The following is a 20,433-nucleotide window of genomic DNA, read 5'->3' as shown; positions in this document are numbered from 1 at the left end:
CCGTACGTCAGGGGCCCGATTGGGTCGTGATCCGGACCGTGCGGGGCGGATGTCGGTGGCGACGCCTAGGCTGGCCGGGTGTCCAACTCGCCGGTGAGAGCACAGGCCAAGGGGGCTGGAAGAGTGCCGGACAAAGGTAATTCCGCCGTGGGCGAACACGGCGTGTCGAAACAGACGAAAGCGACGAAACGCGCAGCGGTGAAGCCCTCCGGGGCGAGGCCGGCGGCGAAGCCGACGCCGGAAACGGCCGCGTCGAAGCCCAAGACGACGAAGGCCGTGGTGAAGCCCGTGGTGAAGGCCCCCGCGAAGCCCGTGAAGGCCTCGGCGAAGCCCGTGAAGGCCGCCGCGAGCCCGCCGAAGACCGCCAAGGCGCCCAGGGCGGCCAAGCCCGAGTCGCACCTCGCCATGGTGCGAAGAGCCAGGAAGATCAACCGGGAGCTGGCCGAGGTCTACCCGTACGCCCATCCGGAGCTCGACTTCCGCAATCCCTTCGAGCTCCTGGTCGCCACGGTCCTGTCCGCCCAGACCACCGACCTGCGGGTCAACCAGACCACCCCGGCGCTCTTCGCGAAGTACCCGACCCCCGAGGACCTGGCCGCCGCCGTCCCCGAGGAGGTCGAGGAGCTGATCCGGCCGACCGGGTTCTTCCGCGCCAAGACCAAGTCGATCATGGGCCTGGCCGCCGCCCTCCGGGACGACTTCGGGGGCGAGGTCCCCGGCCGCCTGGAGGACCTGGTCAAGCTGCCCGGAGTCGGCCGCAAGACCGCCTTCGTCGTCCTCGGCAACGCCTACGGAGTGCCCGGCATCACCGTCGACACCCACTTCATGCGGCTCGCCCGCCGCTGGAAGTGGACCGAGCAGGACGACCCGGTGAAGATCGAGGCGGAGGTCGCCGAGATCTTCCCGAAGAGCGAGTGGACGATGCTCTCGCACCGGGTGATCTTCCACGGCCGCCGCATCTGCCACGCCCGCAAGCCCGCCTGCGGCGCCTGCCCGATCACCCACCTCTGCCCGGCATACGGGGAGGGCGAGACGGACCCGGAGAAGGCGAAGAAGCTGCTGAAGTACGAGAAGGGCGGCTTCCCGGGCCAGCGGCTCAACCCGCCCCCGGACTACCCCGGCCGACCGGCCCCGCCGCTGGGCGCGAGCTCGTGAGCGGGCGGGCGCCCGGCCGGGACGGGCGTCCGGCGACGGCCCGTCCCGGGGAACGAACCCACACTCCGATCGCGTTGTGAACCACGGGGGTGCCTATGACGCGCACTGGTGAAGAGATCCACGGAACGGGCGGGCTGATCACGGGCTCGGGCCTGCCCGACTGGCTGGCGCCGGTCGAGCGGGCCGCGCGCACCGTCGCGCCCGAGCAGCTGAGCCGCTTCCTGCCGCCCGAGGACGGCGGAGGCCGGCAGTCGGCGGTGCTCATCCTCTTCGGCGAGGGCGAGCGCGGCCCCGAGCTGCTGCTCATGGAGCGCGCCGGCACCCTCCGCTCGCACGCCGGGCAGCCCTCCTTCCCGGGCGGCGCCCTCGACCCCGAGGACGGCGACCCGGCCGACGGCGGGCTGCTGCGGGCCGCGCTGCGGGAGGCGCGGGAGGAGACCGGCCTCGACCCCTCCGGCGTCCAGCTCTTCGGCGTGCTGCCCCGGCTCTACATCCCGGTGAGCGGCTTCGTGGTGACCCCCGTGCTCGGCTGGTGGCGCTCCCCCAGCCCGGTCGGGGCCGTCGACCCCGCCGAGACCGCCCGGGTCTTCACCGTCCCCGTGGCGGATCTCACGGACCCCGCGAACCGCGCGACCTCGCTCCACCCGAGCGGCCACACCGGCCCGGCGTTCCTCGTCGAATCGGCCCTGGTCTGGGGTTTCACCGCCGGAGTGATCGACCGGATCCTGCACTTCGCCGGCTGGGAGCTTCCCTGGGACCGGTCCAAGCAGGTCCCGCTCGACTGGCGCTCATGACAGGCTGACCCCGGTCGACCGAAGACGAATCTGCGAGGCTATTGACGGTGAACGTGCTGGACATCATCTTGCTGCTCGCCGCCGTGTGGTTCGCGATCATCGGTTACCGCCAGGGATTCGTGGTCGGCATCCTGTCGGTCATCGGGTTCCTCGGCGGCGGCCTCGTCGCCGTCCTGCTGCTCCCCGTCGCCTGGAACGCGCTGACCGACCACAGCCAGGTCACCACCACGGCGACCGTGATCTTCGTGGTCGTGGTCATCGTCTGCGCCTCGGTCGGCCAGGCCTTCACCACCCACCTCGGCAACAAGCTGCGCCGGCACATCACCTGGTCACCCATGCGCGCCCTGGACGCCACCGGCGGCGCCCTGGTCAACGTGGTGGCGATGCTGCTGGTGGCCTGGCTGCTCGGCTCCGCGCTCGCCCGCACCGCGATGCCCACGGTCGGCAAGGAGGTGCGCACCTCCAGGGTGCTGCTCGGGGTCGAGCAGTTGATGCCCGATCAGGCGTCCACCTGGTTCGCGAACTTCACCTCGACCCTGGCCCAGAACGGCTTCCCGCAGGTCTTCAGCCCGTTCGCGAACGAGCCCATCACCGAGGTCCGCCCGCCCGACCCGGCGCTCGCCGGCAGCCCCGTCGCCGCCCGCGCGCAGCGCTCGATCGTCAAGGTCGTCGGCACCGCCCCGAGCTGCGGCAAGGTCCTCGAAGGCACCGGCTTCGTCTTCGCCGACCGCCGCGTCATGACCAACGCCCACGTCGTCGGCGGGGTCGACGAGCCGACCGTGCAGATAGGCGGCGAGGGCAAGCTGTACGACGCCAAGGTCGTGCTCTACGACTGGAAGCGCGACATCGCCGTGCTCGACGTGCCCGCCCTCGACGCCACCCCGCTCCGCTTCACCGACGAGGACGCCCACAGCGGCGACGGCGCCATCGTGGCCGGCTTCCCGGAGAACGGCGCCTACGACGTCCGCTCGGCCCGCGTCCGCGGCCGGATCAGCGCCAAGGGCCCCGACATCTACCACCGCGGCGAGGTGCGCAGGGATGTGTACTCGCTGTACGCGACGGTCCGTCAGGGCAACTCCGGCGGACCGCTGCTCACCCCGGAGGGCGAGGTGTACGGCGTGATCTTCGCCCGCTCCCTCGATGACGCCGACACCGGCTACGCGCTGACGGTCGACGAGATCCAGGACGACATCTCCCGGGGCCGCGCCGCCAACCAGCAGGTCGACACCCAGGGGTGCGCCCTCTAGCCGGACGCGGCCCGGGGCCGCGCCCTATGTGCGCGGGTGGCGCAGCCGGGCCGAGACCCAGCGGGCCCTGCGTCGCAGGATGCGCGAGATGCCCACGTCCCGCGCTGGGTGCGCGTGGCCGTGCTCTCGCGTGCCGCCCCCCTCCGGGGCCTCCGAGCCGCCGATCGAGCGGCGGTCGCGTGCGGTGTCACCGTAGTCGTGCGTCCAGCCCATACCGGGACGTCTGCCCGGGGCCCAAGGTCGGTAACCGCCCGGGGGCCCGCCAATTGGCGTATGCGCGGGGCACATGGCAGTTCGATGAACGCCCGCGCGTCAGCGGTCCGGCTCGGGGTCCTTCAGCCAGTTGACGAGCTCCGTGGAGAACGCCACCGGGTCCTCCTCGTGGGGGAAGTGCCCGAGGCCGTCGAAGAGCCGCCAGCGGTACGGCGCCTCCACATACTGCCCGGAACCGGCCGCGCTACGCGTCCGCATGACCGGGTCGAGCGAGCCGTGCAGATGCAGCGTCGGCACCCGCACCGGCCGCTTCATGCGCCGGTTGAACTGCACCCCGTCGGGCCGGGCCAGGGAGCGCACCATCCAGCGGTACGGCTCGATCGAGCAGTGCGCCGTCGACGGGATGCACATCGCCCGCCGGTAGACGTCGAGTGCCTCGTCGTCCGCCGCCGACCGGGGATGCGGCCCGGACCAGTCCTCGATCAGACGCCCCACCAGCGCCGCGTCGTCCGCGACGAGCTGACGTTCCGGCAGCCACGGGCGCTGGAAGCCCCAGACGTGGGAGCCGGCGCGCGACTGCCCGAAGTCGGACAGCATCGCCGAGCGCCAGCGGCGCGGGTGCGGCATCGAGGACACGACGAGCCGGCGCACCAGCTTCGGGCGCATCACGGCCGCCGTCCAGGCGAGGTAGCCGCCCAGGTCGTGGCCGACGAGCGCCGCGTCGGGCTCGCCGAGGGAGCGGATCACGCCGGTGATGTCGAGGGCCAGGTTGGCCGGGTCGTAACCCCGCGGCGTACGGTCGCTGCCGCCCACGCCCCGCAGGTCCATCGCCACGGCCCGGAAACCGGCCTCGGCGAGCACGGGCAGCTGGTGGCGCCAGGTCCACCAGAACTGCGGGAAGCCGTGCAGCAGCAGCACCAGCGGGCCGTCGCCCATCTCGGCGATGTGGAAACGGGCACCGTTGGCCGCCACGTCGCGATGGGTCCACGGTCCCTCGATCCGCACCGGACCTCCGGTGCCGGGCCCGGTTCCGGTGCCGCTGCCGTTGCTGCGCTCAGGGACGGTCATGCAGACGAGCGTGCCACAACCGCGGCCTTGTCCTGCGCCGCGGTGTCGGCCGAACGGGGGTGCGGCTTGACGTTCTGCATGATCGCCGCGGTCTGCTTGGCGGAGGCGATGGACTTCTCCGGCGGCTTCATCTTGCGGAACTTCGCGTACGCCACGAGCCCGAGCAGCGTGGCGAGCAGCACGTTCGCCGCGAAGGAGAGCAGGAAGCAGACCGAGATGTGCCAGTGGCTCCACGCCTGGATGCCGTACGCGAGCGCGAAGCTCAGCAGCGGCAGCGAGAAGAGCAGCACCACGACGGCCACCAGGCCGGCCGCGCTGCCCGTCGCCCCGCGCTTGACGTCCTGTTTGATCTCCGCCTTGGCCAGGGCGATCTCGTCGTGCACCAGGGCGGACATCTCGGCGGTCGCCGAGGCGACCAGTTGGCCGAGGCTGCGCTCGGCTCCGTCGAACGGGTCGCTCATCGCGGCTCCCTCTCCTCCTGTAACGGTCCGACCTCAGATCATGCCGGACGGTCGGCCTCGTCGCGCGGTGCCCCCGCCAGTTCGGCGCGCTGCCGGTGTTCGGCGGCCTTCTTCTCGTAGATCTCCGCCATCCGCAGATGGAACTCGGGGTTGTGCTCCTCGTAGATGTCCGGGATGCCGTCGTGGTCCTCGTCGCGCTCCTCTTCCTCGATCAGCGTCCGGTACTTGCGGACCCGCAGCTTCAGCAGCATGGAGGCGAGCACCGCGGCTATCAGGGAGCCGACCAGGACGGAGGCCTTCACCTCCTCCATCAGGGCGGGGTCGTCGACGAAGGCCAGCTCGCCGATGAGCAGCGACACGGTGAAGCCGATGCCGGCGAGGGAGGCGACGGCGAAGACGTCCGGCCACGCGAGCTCGGGGTTGAGCGAGGCCCTGGTGAAGCGGGCGGCGAGCCAGGTGCCGCCGAAGATGCCGAGCGCCTTGCCGACGACGAGGCCGAGCACCACGCCGAGGGTGACGGGCTGGGTGAAGACGTCGCGGAGTGCGCCGCCGGAGACCGTGACACCGGCGGAGAACAGCGCGAACAGCGGCACGGCGAGACCGGCGGAGATCGGGCGGACCAGGTGCTCGATGTGCTCGCCGGGGGAGTGCTCCTCGCCCTCCCGGGTGGTGCAGCGCAGCATCAGGCCCATGGCGACGCCGGCGATGGTGGCGTGGACGCCGCTGTTGTACATCAGGCCCCAGATGACCAGGGCGAGCGGGACGTACACGTACCAGCCGCGGACGCCCTTGCGCAGCAGCAGCCAGAAGACGACGAGTCCGGCGAAGGCGCCGCCGAGGGCGGCGAAGTTCAGGTCGCTGGTGAAGAAGACCGCGATGATCAGGATGGCGAACAGGTCGTCGACGACGGCGAGGGTGAGCAGGAAGGCGCGCAGGGCCGAGGGCAGCGAGGTGCCGATCACGGCGAGGACGGCGAGCGCGAAGGCGATGTCCGTGGCGGTGGGCACCGCCCAGCCGTTGAGGGAGCCGTCGCCGACCACGTTGACCAGCGTGTAGACCAGGGCGGGCACGGCCATGCCGCAGACGGCGGCGATCACGGGGAGGGCCGCGGCCTTGGGGTCGCGCAGCTCGCCCGCGACGAGCTCGCGCTTGAGCTCGATGCCGGCGACGAAGAAGAAGATCGCGAGCAGGCCGTCGGCGGCCCAGTGCTGGATCGACAGGTCGAGCCCGAGGGCGGCCGGGCCTATGTGGAAGTCCCGGATCGTCGCGTAGCTCTCCTTCAGGGGCGTGTTGGCCCAGATGAGTGCGGCGATGGCGGCGAGGAGCAGCAGCACGCCACCGACGGTCTCGGTGCGCAGCGCGTCGGCGAGGTAGCGGCGCTCCGGGAGCGACAGGCGGCCGAGGAACTTGCGGTCGGTGGTGGTGGGCTCGGGCGCGGACACGGTGAGAACCTCCGGTCGGTGGGCAGGACGAAGCACATGCCGACCAGACTTCCCGGCGCACCTAGGTTTTCTTGTCGCGTCACTGACGCGTTCCTTACTTTACCTAACGACGCGCGGTGGTGTCCGGCGATCTTCACTTTAGGTGCATAACAGGACGCGGGCATGTGTGCGCCCGCATCTGTGGACAACCGCTCTCCGGGCCTGTGGACAACGCGAAGGCGCCCGCCCCGCGGGGTGCGGGGCGGGCGCCTTCGGGCGGGTGCCGGGGCTCAGTCCTCGCTGGAGGAGGCCGGCAGCTTGGTCTGGATGAGGTCCATGACCGAGGAGTCCGTCAGGGTGGTGACGTCGCCCAGCTCACGGTTCTCGGCGACGTCCCGCAGCAGGCGGCGCATGATCTTGCCCGAGCGGGTCTTCGGCAGCTCGGCCACCGGCAGGACGCGCTTCGGCTTGGCGATCGGGCCGAGGGTCTTGCCGACGTGGTTGCGCAGGTCGGCGACGAGGGCCTCGTCCTCGCTGGCCGTACCGCGCAGGATCACGAAGGCGACGATGGCCTGGCCGGTCGTCTCGTCGGCGGCGCCGACCACGGCGGCCTCGGCGACGGCCGGGTGGGAGACCAGCGCGGACTCGACCTCGGTGGTGGAGATGTTGTGGCCCGAGACGAGCATGACGTCGTCGACCCGGCCGAGCAGCCAGATGTCGCCGTCCTCGTCCTTCTTGGCGCCGTCGCCCGCGAAGTACTTGCCCTCGAAGCGGGACCAGTAGGTGTCGATGAACCGCTGGTCGTCGCCCCAGATGGTACGGAGCATCGACGGCCACGGCTCGGTGAGGACCAGGTAGCCGCCGCCCCCGTTCGGGACCTCGTTCGCGTCGTCGTCGACGACGGTGGCGGAGATGCCGGGCAGCGCGCGCTGGGCGGAGCCGGGCTTGGTCTCCGTGACGCCGGGCAGCGGGGCGATCATCATCGCGCCGGTCTCGGTCTGCCACCAGGTGTCCACGATCGGGCAGTTGTCGGCACCGATGTGCTTCCGGTACCACATCCAGGCCTCGGGGTTGATCGGCTCGCCGACCGAACCGAGCACGCGCAGCGACGACAGGTCGTACTTGGCGGGGATGTCGTCGCCCCACTTCATGAACATCCGGATGGCGGTCGGCGCCGTGTAGAAGATGCTGACCTTGTACTTCTGGATGATCTCCCACAGCCGCCCCTGGTGCGGGGTGTCCGGGGTGCCCTCGTACATGACCTGGGTGGCGCCGTTCGCCAGCGGGCCGTACACGATGTACGAGTGGCCGGTGACCCAGCCGATGTCGGCCGTGCACCAGTAGACGTCGGTCTCCGGCTTGAGGTCGAAGACGGCGTGGTGGGTGTACGCGGCCTGGGTGAGGTAGCCGCCGGAGGTGTGCAGGATGCCCTTCGGCTTACCGGTGGTGCCGGAGGTGTAGAGGATGAAGAGCGGGTGCTCCGCGTCGAAGGCCTCCGGGGTGTGCTCGGGGGACTGGCGGGCGACGATGTCGTCCCACCAGACGTCCCGGCCCTCGGTGAAGGCGGTCTCCTGGCCGGTGCGGCGGACCACGAGGACGTGCTCGACCTGCGGACAACGGGCCACGGCCTCGTCGATCGCCGGCTTGAGCGCGGAGGGCTTGCCGCGGCGGTAGCCGCCGTCGGCGGTCACGACCAGCTTGGCGTCGGCGTCCTGGATGCGGGAGGCGACGGCGTCGGCCGAGAAGCCGCCGAAGACGACCGAGTGGGCGGCGCCGATGCGGGCGCAGGCCAGCATGGTGACGGCCGCCTCGGGGATCATCGGCAGGTAGACCGCGACCCGGTCGCCCTTGCGGACGCCCAGCTCGGTCAGCGCGTTCGCGGCCCGGGAGACCTCGTCCTTGAGCTCGGCGTAGGTGAGGGACCGGCTGTCGCCGGGCTCGCCCTCGAAGTGGATGGCGACCCGGTCGCCGTTGCCGGCCTCGACGTGGCGGTCGACGCAGTTGTACGCGACGTTCAGCTCGCCGTCGGCGAACCACTTGGCGAACGGCGGGTTCGACCAGTCGAGGGTCTCGGTCGGCTCGGTGGCCCAGGAGAGCCGCTTGGCCTGCTCGGCCCAGAAGCCGAGCCTGTCCGCCTTGGCCTGCTCGTAGGCCTCCGCCGTCACGTTGGCGTCCGCGGCCAGTGCGGCCGGCGGCGCGAAGCGGCGCTCTTCCTTGAGCAGATTGGCCAAGGATTCGTTGCTCACGACATCTCCCTTTCCCAGGGCGTCCGTATGTGCCTGTGTGTCCCGTGTCATAGCTCATCAGGCGGATGCCCGGGTGACAAGAGCATCCGGGTAATTGGTTTAGACCTGTGAGGCGACACGCGGAGGTGGCCCCCGTTCCCCGAGCGGAGGGGAACGGGGGCCACACACTTTCACGCGGGAACGGAACGAATGGTTCAGGACGCGCGGGCCGCCTCCAGGGGACGCTCCTGCGAAGCGGCCCCCGGCGGGACCTGGTTGAACACGTCGTCGTAGCTGTGCACCTCGTCCGTGCCGGCCAGCAGATACGCCTGGGCCTCGCCCACATGGAAGTACATCCCGTGCAGGGTCAGCGTCCCCTCGGCGAGCCGCCGCGCCACCGGCTCGTACGCCCGCAGGTGCTCCAACTGCTGCACCACGTTGGTCAGGCACAGCTGCTCGACCGCGTCTGCGGGCAGCCGCCCCGAGATCCGCGCCCAGGCGTGTCTGCGGCTCGCCATCCGCTCCAGGCTCGGCATGCCGTGCCGCAGCCAGCGGCGCAGCGGGCTCGGCGGGTCGTCCGCACGGCTGTTCAGCAGGGCCTGCATCGCGCCGCAGCCGGAGTGCCCGCAGACCGTGATCGACTCGACCCGCAGCACCTCCACCGCGTACTCGATCGCCGCCGCCACGGAGTCGTCGCCGCTCTCCTCGCCCGGCAGCGGCACCAGATTGCCCACGTTGCGCACGGTGAACAGGTCGCCGGGGCCGCTGGAGGTGATCATGCTGGTCACCAGGCGGGAGTCGGCGCAGGTCAGGAAGAGCTGGGAGGGGCGCTGGCCCTCCCGGGCCAGCCGGGCCAGCTCGTCACGGACCAGCGGGGCCGTGTTCCGCTGGAACGCGCCGATGCCGCTGGCCAGCCGCTGCCCGGTGGTGCCGCCGGTCTCGTCGGCCGGCGGCCGCTCGCCGCACTGGTGGTTGCGCCAGGGCGTCCAGGGGCGGCAGCAGGAGTGGCCGCCCGCCGCGTGCGAGCCGGAGCGGGCCGCGGAGCTCCCGGTGCCCGGCCCGTCGGCCGCCTCGGCGCCGGGGACCGCGGCGGACCGTCCCGCCGGGGCGGGCTCGGCGATCCGGCCACCGCCGGGGCCGGTCGTCTCCACCGTGCCGCCGAGGGCGAGATGGGCCGCCTGCCAGTCGTGCAGCGTCTCGAACGCCGCGTGGTCCATGAACGAGCCGTCCAGCTCCACCACCGCGTCGGCGCCCGACGGGATCTGGTGCAGGGCCCGGCTCAGGCGGGGCACGGCGAGGAAGGTCAACTGGCCCCGGATGCGGACCACATGCCGTCCGTCCCGTTCCTCGCGGGTGATCCGGGTCCGGGCGAGGCGGTGCATGGCGACGGCGACCGCCACCGCGATGCCGAGGGCCACGCCCTCCAGGATGCCGACGAACACCACGCCGGCCAGCGTCACCACGTACACCAGGACTTCACGGTGACGGGTGACCGTGCGGATGTGGGTGATGCTGACCATCTGGATGCCGACGACCATCACCAGCGCGGCCAGCGCCGGCAGCGGGATGAGATCGAGGACGGGGACGAGCAGCAGGGCGGCCAGCACGATCCACAGGCCGTGCAGGATCGAGGAGTTGCGGCTGACCGCTCCCGCCGACACGTTCGCCACGCTGCGCACCGCGACCCCGGCGACCGGTAGGCCGCCGAGCGCCCCCGAGACCATGTTCGCCGCGCCCTGGCCCGCGAGTTCGCGGTCGAGCCGGGAGCGCGGGGCGGTGCTGCCCGCCCCGGCCCCGGCGGCGCGCTTCGCCGCCAGCTTGTCGACGGCCACCGCGGACAGCAGCGACTGCACGCTGGTGACCAGCGTGATGGTGAGCACCCCGGCCGCGATGCCGAGGACCGGGCCCTCCGGCAGACCGGGAAGGGCGTGGCTGCTCCAGGACGGCAGGTCGACCCGGGGCACGCCGAGCCCGGCGAGGGCGGCGAGCGTCGTGGCGGCGGCCACCGCGGCGAGCGCGGCGGGCACCGTACGCAGCATCCGACCCGCACGGCCGGGCAGGCGGGGCCAGAGCAGCAGCAGCGCGACGGTGAGGCCGCTGACGGCGAGCGCGGCGGCGGACGCGCCCGCCAGCTGGGCGGGCAGGCCGAGGGCGTTGTCCACGGTGGAGCTCTGGGGGGTGCCGCCGAGCACGATGTGCAGCTGCGCGAGGGCGATGGTGACGCCGATGCCCGCGAGCATCCCGTGCACGATGGCGGGCGAGACGGCGAGTGCGGACCGGGCCACCCGCAGGGCGGCGAGCCCGAGTTGGGCGAGTCCGGCGAGGACGGTGATGGCGCAGGTGGTGCGCCAGCCGTAGCGCTGGATCAGCTCGGCGGTGACCACGGTCAGTCCGGCGGCGGGGCCGCTGACCTGGAGCGGTGAGCCGCCGAGGCGGCCGGCGACGATGCCGCCGACGGCGGCGGCCACGAGCCCGGCCTGGAGCGGGGCTCCGGTGGCGAGGGCGATGCCGAGGGAGAGCGGCAGGGCGATCAGGAAGACGGCGATCGAGGCGGAGAAATCGGCGCCCGCGATACGGAAGCGGCGTGGCGGTCCGTCCGGCGGTCCGTGGGGCCGCTGGACGCGGGGCCGGGTCGTCGTGGTCGTTCGGGCAGGGGGGCAGAGGGTCATGTTCCCGTCTCCTCCGGGGCGGCGCGGTCGCGGCTCGTGCGGGGTGCAGCGGCGGGACACCGAGTGACATCGGGGGCGTCGAGTCAACGCCTGATGACGCTCGGTAAATGGATGGTAATGGAGTAAAGACTCCGGCATTATTTTCGGGGCAAATAGGGCAATGAATCACTGGATCCAGTGACAGAACGTAGGTATGCCGCTTGTCGTTGACGCTCCTCGGCCGCTCCGGTGCGACGTTGACGCCGCTTGTACGGAAATCCGAGGATCCGAGGAGAGGTGGGCGGATGTCAGCCGCCGGGAGAAGAGACCCTGTCCGTACGCCCAGGAGGACGCTCGCCGTCGGCGCCCTCGCCGTCGCCCTGACCGCCGGTCTCGCCGGCTGCTCGGGCTCCGGCGACACGGCCCACCAGGGCGTGCCGGGCGGTGCGGGCGCGAAGAAGGCGCCGGCCGCGGCCCCGCAGAGCGCGGTGCGGCTGATCGGCGACGGCTCCACCGCCTTCACCGGCCGTCAGCCGAACCAGCCCGTCTGGCAGCGCCTGAAGCCGGGTCAGGAACCGCCGCAGTTCGTGGTGTTCTCCTGGGACGGCGCCGGCGAGGACAGTCAGAAGCTCTTCTCCCACTTCCGCAAGGTGGGCAAGCAGTACGGCGCGGCGATGACGTACTTCCTCAGCGGCGTGTACCTGCTGCCGGAGTCCAAGCGCGAGATGTACGACCCGCCGCAGCACTCCGCGGGCCGCTCCGACATCGGCTTCAACGACGTCCAGGGCATCCGCGACACCGTGCGCGAGCTGCGCGGCGCCTGGCAGGAGGGCAACGAGGTCGGCACGCACTTCAACGGGCACTTCTGCGGCAAGGACGGGGGCGTGGGCACCTGGTCGGTCGAGGAGTGGAAGAGCGAGATCAACCAGGCCAAGTCCTTCGTCAAGAACTGGAAGACGAACGCCGGACTGAAGGGCGAGCAGCCGCTCCCGTTCGACTACGACAAGGAGCTCGTCGGCGCCCGCACCCCCTGCCTGGAGGGCCGCAAGAACTTCGTCCAGGCGGCGGCCCAGATGGGCTTCCGCTACGACACCAGCGGCGTCAACGACCAGATCTGGCCCAAGAAGGACGTGGGCCTGTGGGACCTGTCGATGCAGCTCGTCCCCGTCCCGGGCCGCGCCTTCCAGACGCTGTCGATGGACTACAACTTCCTCGTCAACCAGTCCGGCACGACGCAGGGTGACCCGTCCCAGCACGAGTACTGGGGCAAGCAGATGCGTGACGGCCTCGTGCAGGCCTTCGAGCGCTCCTACCGGGGCAACCGGGCGCCGCTGATCATCGGCAACCACTTCGAGTCCTGGAACGGCGGCACGTACATGCGCGCCATCGAGGACACGATCGCCACGGTCTGCGTGCAGAAGGACGTCAAGTGCGTCTCCTTCCGCCAGCTCGCCGACTGGCTCGACGCCCAGGACCCGGACGTCATCGCCAAGATGCGCACCCTGAAGGTCGGCGAGGCACCGCCGGCCGGCTGGAAGGCCTTCCTGACCCCCCAGCCGGCCGCCCCCGCGGGCGCCCCGGCAGCGGTCAAGCCGGCTGCACGGCACTGACCCCTTCGGACAGCACGAACCCGGGGTCGACCTGCGCCGCCAGGTCGGCCCCCGTTTTGGCGTTGCCCCAGCTCTCCGCGTTCTTCAGATGGAAGTGGACCATCTGGCGCGTGTAGCGCTCCCAGTCGCGCTGGGCGTACGAGTCGTCCGCCGCGTTCTGGAGGGCCTGCAGGGCCATGCGGTTGGTGGCCTCCAGGAGCTCGAAACGGGGCGGACGGCCCTTCTCCATGGAGCGGACCCAGTCGGAGTGGCCGACCGTCACCAGCAGGTCGTCGCCGACCTCGGCGCGCAGGAACTCCACGTCGTCCGCGCCCTGCACCTTGTTGCCGACCACGCGCAGCGCGACGCCGAAGTCCCGCGCGTACTCCTTGTACTGGCGGTAGACGGAGACACCCTTGCGGGTCGGCTCGGCGACCAGGAAGGTCATGTCGAAGCGGGTGAACATCCCCGAGGCGAACGAGTCCGAGCCGGCCGTCATGTCGACGACCACGTACTCGTCGGCCCCGTCCACCAGGTGGTTCAGGCACAGCTCCACCGCGCCGACCTTCGAGTGGTAGCAGGCCACCCCGAGGTCCGACTCCGTGAACGGCCCCGTCGCCATCAGGCGGATCGCGCCGTCGTCGAGCGTCACGGACCGGGCGCAGGCCTCGTAGACGGGGTTCTCCTCGCGGACCCGGAGCAGCCGCGAACCCTCCCCGGGCGGAGTGGTCTTGATCATCGTGTCGGGGGAGGCGATCCGCGGATTGGAGCCCCTCAGGTACTCCTTGATCAGCGGCAGGTGCGCGCCCATCGCGGGCAGCGCGGCGGCCTCCTCGTCGGAGAGGCCGAGCGCCGCTCCGAGGTGCTGGTTGATGTCGGCGTCCACCGCGACGACCGGAGCCCCGGCGGCGGCGAGGTGTCGGATGAAGAGCGAGGACAGCGTGGTCTTGCCGCTGCCGCCCTTCCCCACGAAAGCGATCTTCATGTTCACCTAGGGTAGTGGGTTCATCGCACCCCGTGGTCGAAGTGCGTGAAGAAGACCACTCCAAGGTGGGGCGGCGGCCCCGGGCGCGTAGCCTCCCTACTTATGAGTACGCACGCCTCTGACCCCCTGGCCGCCCTCGGCTCCCTGCCGGGCGTCGCCGACTCGGTGGACTCCGTACGCAAGGCCGTCGACCGGGTCTACGGCCACCGCGTGATGCGCCGCCGCAGCAACGAGATCACCGGCGAGGCGGCCCTGCGCGGCGCGCGCGGCTCGGCCGCCCTCTCGGGTGCCGACTGGGCCCTGGAAGAAGTCCGCCGGCGCACCGACTTCAGCGGCGACGAGGAGGCCCGCACGGTCGGCGCCGCCCTGCGGCTCGGTGCCGAGTGCGGCCAGCTGCTGTCCATCTGGCGCCAGTCGCCGCTGCGGGTGCTCGCCCGGTTGCACCTCGTCGCCGAAGGCGAGCCGCGCGACACGACGGGCCGGCCGCGGCAGGCGGGCGAACCGGTCGTCGAGCCGCTGATCGAGGCGCCGCTGCCGGACCCGGCGGAGGTCTCGGGCCGGCTCGACGGTCTCGCGGACCTGATCATCGCGGGCGGCGACGCCCCGGCCCTGGTCACGGCCGCCGTGGTGCACGGCGAACTGCTCGCCCTCCGCCCCTTCACCTCGCGCAACGGCCTGATCGCGCGGGCCGCCGAGCGGATCGTGCTGATCGGCAGCGGACTGGACCCGAAGGCGATCTGCCCGGCCGAGGTCGGCCACGCGGAGCTGGGGCGGGCGGCCTATGTCGCCGCCTTCGAGGGCTATCTGTCCGGCACCCCGGAGGGCGTGGGCGCCTGGATCGCGCACTGCGGGCGCGCGGTGGAGCTGGGGGTCCGGGAGTCGACGGCCGTCTGTGAGGCGCTGCAGCGCGGCGCGGCCTGATCCTCCGTCCGGGGCCCGACTCGGATCGGCCCGGACCGGCCCGGACCGGCCCGGAACATGGGTTGCGGCGGTACCAAGGAGCGGTACCGCCGCTGGCACGTCTACCCAGTTACCAAGCGTCCTCGATATGTGCCCATCAGGCGGGGAACTTTGCCCATCGCCTGGTGCGGCTGGCCCTTAATCGAAGGGTCGACGTCGCGTGGGTGCCAGGTTTCTGTGCTTAGGTCCGTGGGGCCGTGATGCTCAACAGGTGATCCTCTCGGATGTCCTAGGTCTCGCGGGCCTGATTCCTTTCTACTCCTGTCCGGGAGGAAGCGAAAGTCCTGACTCCGCTTCTTTGCTTTCGCCTCAAATCCGGGCAAAGCGATGGGCAAGTGCGGTGGTCCCGGCCGCCTTGCCGGCACCGGCCGCCTGAGCGAGCGCGGCGTGTCTGCGGCGGCTGGCGTACCAGACGAGGCCCGCGGTGGCCGCGGCCGCTCCCACCGCCGCCGCGGCGACCAGCGCCGGCCGGGGCGGCATGCGGAACTCCGGCAGCCGCTGCTTGAGCCGGACCGGCTTGTCGAAGGCGAGCACCGGCCAGTCCCGGGCGGTCGCCTCGCGCCGCAGGGCCCGGTCGGGGTTCACGGCGTACGGGTGACCCACCGCCTCCAGCATCGGCAGATCGGTCGCCGAGTCGCTGTAGGCGAAACAGCGCGCGAGGTCGTAGCCCTCGGACTCCGCGAGCGCGCGCACCGCCTCGGCCTTCGTCGGGCCGTAGGCGTAGTACTCCACCTCGCCGGTGAAGCAGCCGTCGTCGCCGACCACCATCCGGGTGGCGACCACCCGGTCGGCGCCCAGCATCTCCCCGATCGGCTCGACCACCTCCGCGCCCGAGGTCGAGACGATCACGACGTCGCGCCCGGCGGCGTGATGGCTCTCGATGAGGGAGGCCGCCTCGTCGTAGATGATCGGGTCGATCAGGTCGTGCAGGGTCTCGGCGACGAGCTCCTTGACCTGCGCGACGTTCCAGCCTTTGCAGAGCGCGGAAAGATATTCGCGCATCCGCTCCATCTGGTCGTGATCGGCTCCGCCCACCAGGAACACGAACTGGATGTACGCCGTCCGCAGCGCGGCACGGCGACTGATCAGTCCGCCCCGGTAGAAGGACTTGCTGAAGGTCAGCGTCGAGGACTTCGCAATGACCGTCTTGTCCAGGTCAAAGAAGGCGGCCGCGCGCGGCATCGAGTGGTTTTCCACGAGCCCGAGCATAGGTGCCCGCCATTCGGCGTACGCTGGGGCGCGTGGGTTTGCCTGAGAAGGCTCTCGGGTACACCATGGAAGTCACGGATCGTTCGCGACCGTGCTAACCCGGTCCGGCTCCTCCCCCCCCGAGTCGGCCGGAGAGACGACCCCCGCTCTCCCCCCCGGCGGGGGTCGTCGCATGTCCGGACACGTTTTAGTCCGTCGTTCCACTACTTCCGCACCTCCTCTCGACCCGGGTCCCGGCGAGGGCCGGGCGGACGGGTGTCTCCTCATTTCGCTACTCAGCGTAGTTGTCGCGCTGCTCTCCGGGCAGTCCCTGTTCGGGTGGCGAAGTTATTCACAAGCGCTGGGTTATCCACAGTTTTCGAGCAAGATCCACATGATTTCCCAGTCGGCGTCACGGTGATTCCGGTCGCGAAGTTCGCGGACCGCAGGAATCACGTGAGGGGTGGGTGCCGTGGAGGGACCGAAGGCTTCCGGAACGCCGGAGAACGCGGGTTCGGGCGCGGGGTCGCGTGCGGACTGGGGTGAGGGTGGACGGGCCGGCGGCGGGGCACGGCCGGGGCCGGGCGCGGGCGGCGGAGGGGCCAGGCCGGCCAGGCCGCTGATCGTGACCGAGGACCTCGCGCTCCTCGACGACCTGCTGCGGCTGTGCGCCGCGGCGGGCGCCGAGGCCGAGGTGCACCACACCGTGCCCGAGCGCGGCGGCGGCTGGACCGACCCGCCGCTCGTCCTCGTCGGAGACGACGCCGCGGCCCGGTGCCGCGGCGCCACCCGCAGGCCGGGTGTGCTGCTCGTCGGCCGCGACCCCGACGACCCGGGCGTGTGGCGGCGCGCCGTCGAGCTCGGCGCGGACGAGGTGCTGACACTCCCCGGCGACGAGACCCGGCTCGTCGACCGCATCGCCGACGCGGCCGAGGGCATCGGCAGGCAGGCACTGACCGTCGGCGTCATCGGCGGGCGCGGCGGCGCGGGCGCCTCCACCCTCGCCTGTGCCCTCGCGCTCGCCGCCGCGCGGGCCGGACGGCGCACCCTGCTCGTCGACGGCGACCCGCTCGGCGGCGGACTGGACGTGCTGCTCGGCGGGGAGCGGGCCGAAGGACGGCGCTGGCCCGACTTCGCCGCCTCGAAGGGGCGGGTGGCCGGCGGGGCCCTGGAGGAGTCCCTGCCCTCGGTCCGGGGGCTCCGCGTCCTCAGCTGGGACCGGGGCGACTCGGTGGTCGTGCCGCCCGCGGCCATGCGCTCGGTGCTCGCCGCGGCCCGCAGGCGCGGCGGAGTGGTCGTGGTCGACCTGCCCCGCCGGGTCGACGGGGCGATCGCCGAAGCCCTGGCCCAGCTCGACCTCGGACTCCTTCTGGTCCCCGGCGAGTTGCGGGCGGTCGCCGCCGCGCACCGGGTGGCCTCGACGGTCGGGATGGTGCTGCGCGACCTGCGCGCGGTGGTCCGCGGACCGTACGCGCCCGGACTCGACGAGCGGTGGATCGCCGACGCCCTGCGCCTGCCCCTCGCCGGTGAACTCCCCTACGACCCCGGCCTCTCGGCGGCCCGGGACGGCGACCCACCGCCCGGCGCCGACGCCCGGGGCGGGCTCGCCCGCTTCTGCACCGCCTTCTGGGAGCGGGTCCTCGTGCCGGAGCGGGCGTCATGAGCGGGGCGGGGCTCCTCGACGCCGTGCGGCAGCGGCTCGCCGAGAGCGGCGCCGACCCGACCCCGGCGCGCGTCGCGGCCGCGCTGCGGGCCCAGGGGCGCCTGCTCGGGGACGCCGAAGTGCTCGGCGCGGCGGAGGAGTTGCGGAGCGAACTGGTCGGCACCGGCCCCCTGGAGCCGCTGCTCGCCGACCCGCGCGTCACCGACGTGCTGGTCTCGGCGCCCGACCGCGTCTGGGTGGACCGGGGCGCGGGCCTCGAACCGACGAGGGTGACGTTCCCGGACGCGGCGGCCGTCCGGCGCCTCGCGCAGCGGCTCGCGGCGGTCGCCGGGCGCCGCCTCGACGACGCCAGGCCCTGGGTGGACGCCCGACTGCCGGACGGCACCCGGATGCACGCCGTCCTGCCGCCGGTCGCGGTCGGCTCGACCTGCCTGTCGCTGCGGGTGGTGCGGCCGAGGGCCTTCTCCGTGACGGAGCTCGCGGAGGCCGGCACCGTCCCGCCGGGCGGCGCGCCGCTGCTGCGGGCGCTCGTCGAGGCCCGGGTCTCCTTCCTCGTCAGCGGCGGCACCGGATCGGGCAAGACCACCCTGCTGTCCACCCTCCTCGGCCTGGTCGGTGAGCGGGAGCGCATCGTCATCGCCGAGGACTCGGCCGAACTGCGCCCCGACCACCCGCACGTGGTGCGCCTGGAGGCCCGCCCGCCCAACCAGGAGGGCGCCGGTTCCGTGACCCTGCGGGACCTGGTGCGGCAGGCGCTGCGGATGCGGCCGGACCGGCTGGTGGTCGGCGAGGTCCGAGGCCCCGAGGCGGTCGATCTGCTGGCCGCCCTCAACACGGGCCACGAAGGCGGGTGCGGGACCGTCCACGCCAACACGGCGGCCGACGTCCCGGCCCGTCTGGAGGCCCTCGGCACGGCGGCGGGACTCGACCGGGCGGCCCTGCACAGTCAGTTGGGCGCCGGACTCTCGGCGGTGCTGCACCTGGTGCGGGACCGCTCGGGGCAGCGGCGCGTCGCCGAGGTGCACGTCCTCGCACGGGACCGGGAGGGGCTGGTCGTGACCGTCCCCGCGCTGCGCTGGGGAGCGGAGGGCTTCGTACGGGAGCGGGGCTGGGAGCGGCTGCGGGCGCTGATCGGAGCAGCCATGACGGGAGAGGAGGAGCACCGATGACGGGGATCACGGGCGGAGCCGCCGCGCAGGGAGCGGCAGCGCTGTGCGCGGGCGGCGCGCTGTGGTGGACGGCCGAACGCGAGCGGGCGCTCCGCCGGGCACGCACGGTCCTCGCGGTACCGGGCGGAGGCGCGGCCCCCTGGCCGACGGTCTTCGGACGGTGGCGGGACGCCGCCCGGAAGCGCCCGGAGTGGTTGTGCCTGCCCGTGGCGGCGGTCCTCGCGCTGCTGGGAGCCTCGTTCCTGCCGCTGCTCGTGGGCGCGGCGGCGGTGCCGCTCGTGGGCCGCCGGCTGCGTGCCGCCCGGAGCCGGCGCGAACGCGAGGCCCGTGGCGACGGGGTGGTGGCCCTCTGCGGGGCCGTCGCGGGCGAGCTGAGAGCCGGATGGCAGCCCGCCCAGGCGCTCGCGTTCGCCGCCCGCACGACAGGGGCGCTCGGCGGACAGGAGGCAGCGGTCCTGGCGGCGGCCCAGTTCGGCGGGGACGTGCCCGAGGCGCTGCGCCGGGCGGCACGACGGGACGGCGCCGACGGGCTCGCCGGGATGGCGGCCTGCTGGCAGGTCGCGGTCGACGGCGGCGCGGGCCTGGCCGCCGGACTCGACCGCCTGGAGGCGGCCCTGCGGGCCCACCGGGACCAGCGGGAGCGGCTGCGCGCCCAGTTGGCCGGGGCCTGGGCGACGGTCGCGGTCCTCGCGGTGCTGCCGGTCGCCGGACTGGGCCTCGGAGCCGCGCTCGGCGCACACCCCCTGCGGGTCCTCCTGCACACCCCGGCGGGCCTCGGCTGCCTGGCCGTCGGCGGGGCCCTCGAAGCCCTGGGGCTGGGGTGGGCGGCCCGGATCGTGCGACGAGGGGAGCGCCCGTGACAACGGCACTCGTGGCGCTCTGCGCCGTCGCGTGGGCGGCGAGCCTCGTGGCCGACCGACGCCGCGAACGGCGGCTGCGTCGCCGCATCGAGACCCTCCTCGCGACCACGCCGACACCGACGCGGGCACCCCGCCCCTCCCTGCCACCCCGGTTGCGGGCCCGGGCCGTGCCCTGCGCGGCGGGTCTCGGCGGATGGGTGCTGATCGGCGGGGTGCCCGGCCTGGCCGCCGGGATCGCCACGGCCTGGGCGCTGCGGTGGCTGCGGACCCGGCGCGCGGCGGGCGCGGCACCGGAGGACCCGGAGATCGTCCGTCAGCTCCCGCTGGCCGCCGACCTTTTGGCGGCCTGTGCCTCGGCCGGCGCCGGGCCCGGGGAATCGGCGGAGGCGGTGGGCCGGTCCTTGGGCGGGCCCGTCGGCGAACGCCTGATCCGCACGGCGGCCGAACTGCGGCTCGGCGGCGAACCGGCCGAGGTGTGGCGGAGGTTCGGCGCGATACCGGGCGCGGAGGGGCTCGCCAGATGCCTGGAGCGGGCCGCCTCCTCCGGGGCACCCGCGGCCGACGCGGTGGCCCGGCACGCGGAGGGCCTGAGAGCGGCCCGCGCCCGAGCGGCGGCGGCCCGCGCACAGCGGGCGCAGGTCCTGATCACCGCACCGGTGGGGCTCTGCTTCCTGCCCGCCTTCCTGGCGGTGGGGGTGGCCCCGGTGGTCATCGGTCTGGCGAGCGGGCTGCTCGGCGGCGGGAGGTGAGAGGAAGGCGGAAGGCGGAAGGCGGACGGCGGGCGAAC

17 protein-coding genes are annotated in these 20,433 nt (G+C 72.9%); 9 read left to right on the top strand and 8 right to left on the bottom strand.

What is annotated here, in order from left to right:
- The first annotated feature begins 78 nt into the window (after nt 1-78).
- From nth to ACZ3ZE_RS19380, 3 genes are all read left to right on the top strand, one after another.
- Complete coding sequence (gene nth / locus ACZ3ZE_RS19390; RefSeq protein WP_467259915.1) at nt 79-1,155, top strand: endonuclease III; 1,077 nt, start codon at nt 79-81, stop codon at nt 1,153-1,155.
- Between the two features lie 95 nt (nt 1,156-1,250).
- Nucleotides 1,251-1,949: an NUDIX hydrolase gene (locus ACZ3ZE_RS19385; protein ID WP_361176830.1), complete on the top strand. Its 699-nt coding sequence runs from the start codon at nt 1,251-1,253 to the stop codon at nt 1,947-1,949.
- A 47-nt stretch (nt 1,950-1,996) separates the two neighbouring features.
- Nucleotides 1,997-3,196: a MarP family serine protease gene (locus ACZ3ZE_RS19380; RefSeq protein WP_361176828.1), complete on the top strand. Its 1,200-nt coding sequence runs from the start codon at nt 1,997-1,999 to the stop codon at nt 3,194-3,196.
- Between the two features lie 24 nt (nt 3,197-3,220).
- Here the strand turns inward: ACZ3ZE_RS19380 and ACZ3ZE_RS19375 are convergent, their stop codons facing one another.
- The 6 genes from ACZ3ZE_RS19375 to ACZ3ZE_RS19350 all read right to left on the bottom strand — a co-directional run bounded on the left by ACZ3ZE_RS19375 (nt 3,221) and on the right by ACZ3ZE_RS19350 (nt 11,253).
- Entirely contained in the window at nt 3,221-3,409 is a 189-nt protein-coding gene (locus ACZ3ZE_RS19375; protein ID WP_329421752.1) for a hypothetical protein, read from the bottom strand.
- Nucleotides 3,410-3,508: 99 nt separating this feature from the next.
- Nucleotides 3,509-4,477, bottom strand: a complete 969-nt coding sequence (locus ACZ3ZE_RS19370) for an alpha/beta fold hydrolase (RefSeq protein ID WP_361176825.1) — start codon at nt 4,475-4,477, stop codon at nt 3,509-3,511.
- Entirely contained in the window at nt 4,474-4,938 is a 465-nt protein-coding gene (locus ACZ3ZE_RS19365; RefSeq protein ID WP_361176823.1) for a phage holin family protein, read from the bottom strand. Before ACZ3ZE_RS19365 ends, ACZ3ZE_RS19370 begins: the two co-directional genes overlap by 4 nt.
- Nucleotides 4,939-4,976: 38 nt before the next feature.
- The gene (gene nhaA / locus ACZ3ZE_RS19360) at nt 4,977-6,380 is read right to left on the bottom strand and encodes a Na+/H+ antiporter NhaA (RefSeq protein ID WP_361176821.1); all 1,404 of its coding nucleotides are present in this window, start codon (nt 6,378-6,380) and stop codon (nt 4,977-4,979) included.
- Nucleotides 6,381-6,649: 269 nt separating this feature from the next.
- Nucleotides 6,650-8,656, bottom strand: a complete 2,007-nt coding sequence (gene acs / locus ACZ3ZE_RS19355) for an acetate--CoA ligase (RefSeq protein WP_361620834.1) — start codon at nt 8,654-8,656, stop codon at nt 6,650-6,652.
- Between the two features lie 143 nt (nt 8,657-8,799).
- Nucleotides 8,800-11,253 carry a SulP family inorganic anion transporter gene (locus ACZ3ZE_RS19350; RefSeq protein ID WP_442303658.1) on the bottom strand — a complete coding sequence of 818 codons (2,454 nt, stop codon included), beginning with the start codon at nt 11,251-11,253 and terminating at the stop codon, nt 8,800-8,802.
- A gap of 284 nt (nt 11,254-11,537) precedes the next feature.
- Between ACZ3ZE_RS19350 and ACZ3ZE_RS19345 the strand changes: the two genes are divergently transcribed.
- Complete coding sequence (locus ACZ3ZE_RS19345) at nt 11,538-12,842, top strand: polysaccharide deacetylase family protein (protein WP_361176815.1); 1,305 nt, start codon at nt 11,538-11,540, stop codon at nt 12,840-12,842.
- On the opposite strand, the gene ACZ3ZE_RS19340 is transcribed toward ACZ3ZE_RS19345, so the two are convergent.
- Nucleotides 12,820-13,806 carry an ATP-binding protein gene (locus ACZ3ZE_RS19340; RefSeq protein WP_361176813.1) on the bottom strand — a complete coding sequence of 329 codons (987 nt, stop codon included), beginning with the start codon at nt 13,804-13,806 and terminating at the stop codon, nt 12,820-12,822. The two genes, ACZ3ZE_RS19345 and ACZ3ZE_RS19340, sit on opposite strands and share 23 nt — an antisense overlap.
- Nucleotides 13,807-13,908: 102 nt before the next feature.
- On the opposite strand from ACZ3ZE_RS19340, the gene ACZ3ZE_RS19335 reads away from it, so the two are divergent.
- On the top strand, nt 13,909-14,727 hold the full coding sequence (locus tag ACZ3ZE_RS19335) for a Fic family protein (RefSeq protein ID WP_361176811.1): 819 nt from the start codon (nt 13,909-13,911) through the stop codon (nt 14,725-14,727).
- Nucleotides 14,728-15,075: 348 nt separating this feature from the next.
- Here ACZ3ZE_RS19335 and ACZ3ZE_RS19330 read toward each other — a convergent pair whose 3' ends face one another.
- Nucleotides 15,076-15,975 (bottom strand): HAD family hydrolase, encoded by a 900-nt coding sequence (locus ACZ3ZE_RS19330; RefSeq protein WP_361176809.1) that lies wholly within the window; start codon nt 15,973-15,975, stop codon nt 15,076-15,078.
- 604 nt (nt 15,976-16,579) lie between these two features.
- Between ACZ3ZE_RS19330 and ssd the strand changes: the two genes are divergently transcribed.
- The 4 genes from ssd to ACZ3ZE_RS19310 are packed head-to-tail and all read left to right on the top strand — an operon-like array spanning nt 16,580 to nt 20,395.
- Entirely contained in the window at nt 16,580-17,617 is a 1,038-nt protein-coding gene (ssd, locus tag ACZ3ZE_RS19325) for a septum site-determining protein Ssd (RefSeq protein ID WP_467259912.1), read from the top strand.
- The gene (locus tag ACZ3ZE_RS19320) at nt 17,614-18,786 is read left to right on the top strand and encodes a TadA family conjugal transfer-associated ATPase (RefSeq protein WP_361620831.1); all 1,173 of its coding nucleotides are present in this window, start codon (nt 17,614-17,616) and stop codon (nt 18,784-18,786) included. Before ssd ends, ACZ3ZE_RS19320 begins: the two co-directional genes overlap by 4 nt.
- Nucleotides 18,783-19,646, top strand: coding sequence for a type II secretion system F family protein (locus tag ACZ3ZE_RS19315; RefSeq protein ID WP_467259909.1), 864 nt, complete (start codon nt 18,783-18,785; stop codon nt 19,644-19,646). Before ACZ3ZE_RS19320 ends, ACZ3ZE_RS19315 begins: the two co-directional genes overlap by 4 nt.
- Complete coding sequence (locus ACZ3ZE_RS19310) at nt 19,643-20,395, top strand: type II secretion system F family protein (protein ID WP_467259906.1); 753 nt, start codon at nt 19,643-19,645, stop codon at nt 20,393-20,395. Before ACZ3ZE_RS19315 ends, ACZ3ZE_RS19310 begins: the two co-directional genes overlap by 4 nt.
- Nucleotides 20,396-20,433: the final 38 nt, after the last annotated feature.

It is taken from the genome of Streptomyces sp. NPDC023157 (assembly GCF_055560575.1).
This window is presented reverse-complemented; position numbering and strand designations above follow the sequence as displayed.

Coding starts and splice junctions, on each gene's coding strand:
- ACZ3ZE_RS19350 (WP_442303658.1), bottom strand. CDS start 11,253: ATGACCCTCTGCCCCCCTGCCCGAACGACCACGACGACCCGGCCCCGC.
- ACZ3ZE_RS19340 (WP_361176813.1), bottom strand. CDS start 13,806: ATGAAGATCGCTTTCGTGGGGAAGGGCGGCAGCGGCAAGACCACGCTG.
- ACZ3ZE_RS19385 (WP_361176830.1), top strand. CDS start 1,251: ATGACGCGCACTGGTGAAGAGATCCACGGAACGGGCGGGCTGATCACG.
- ACZ3ZE_RS19320 (WP_361620831.1), top strand. CDS start 17,614: ATGAGCGGGGCGGGGCTCCTCGACGCCGTGCGGCAGCGGCTCGCCGAG.
- ACZ3ZE_RS19330 (WP_361176809.1), bottom strand. CDS start 15,975: ATGCTCGGGCTCGTGGAAAACCACTCGATGCCGCGCGCGGCCGCCTTC.
- ACZ3ZE_RS19345 (WP_361176815.1), top strand. CDS start 11,538: ATGTCAGCCGCCGGGAGAAGAGACCCTGTCCGTACGCCCAGGAGGACG.
- ACZ3ZE_RS19370 (WP_361176825.1), bottom strand. CDS start 4,477: ATGACCGTCCCTGAGCGCAGCAACGGCAGCGGCACCGGAACCGGGCCC.
- acs (WP_361620834.1), bottom strand. CDS start 8,656: ATGACACGGGACACACAGGCACATACGGACGCCCTGGGAAAGGGAGAT.
- ACZ3ZE_RS19365 (WP_361176823.1), bottom strand. CDS start 4,938: ATGAGCGACCCGTTCGACGGAGCCGAGCGCAGCCTCGGCCAACTGGTC.
- ACZ3ZE_RS19375 (WP_329421752.1), bottom strand. CDS start 3,409: ATGGGCTGGACGCACGACTACGGTGACACCGCACGCGACCGCCGCTCG.
- ACZ3ZE_RS19315 (WP_467259909.1), top strand. CDS start 18,783: ATGACGGGGATCACGGGCGGAGCCGCCGCGCAGGGAGCGGCAGCGCTG.
- ACZ3ZE_RS19335 (WP_361176811.1), top strand. CDS start 13,909: ATGAGTACGCACGCCTCTGACCCCCTGGCCGCCCTCGGCTCCCTGCCG.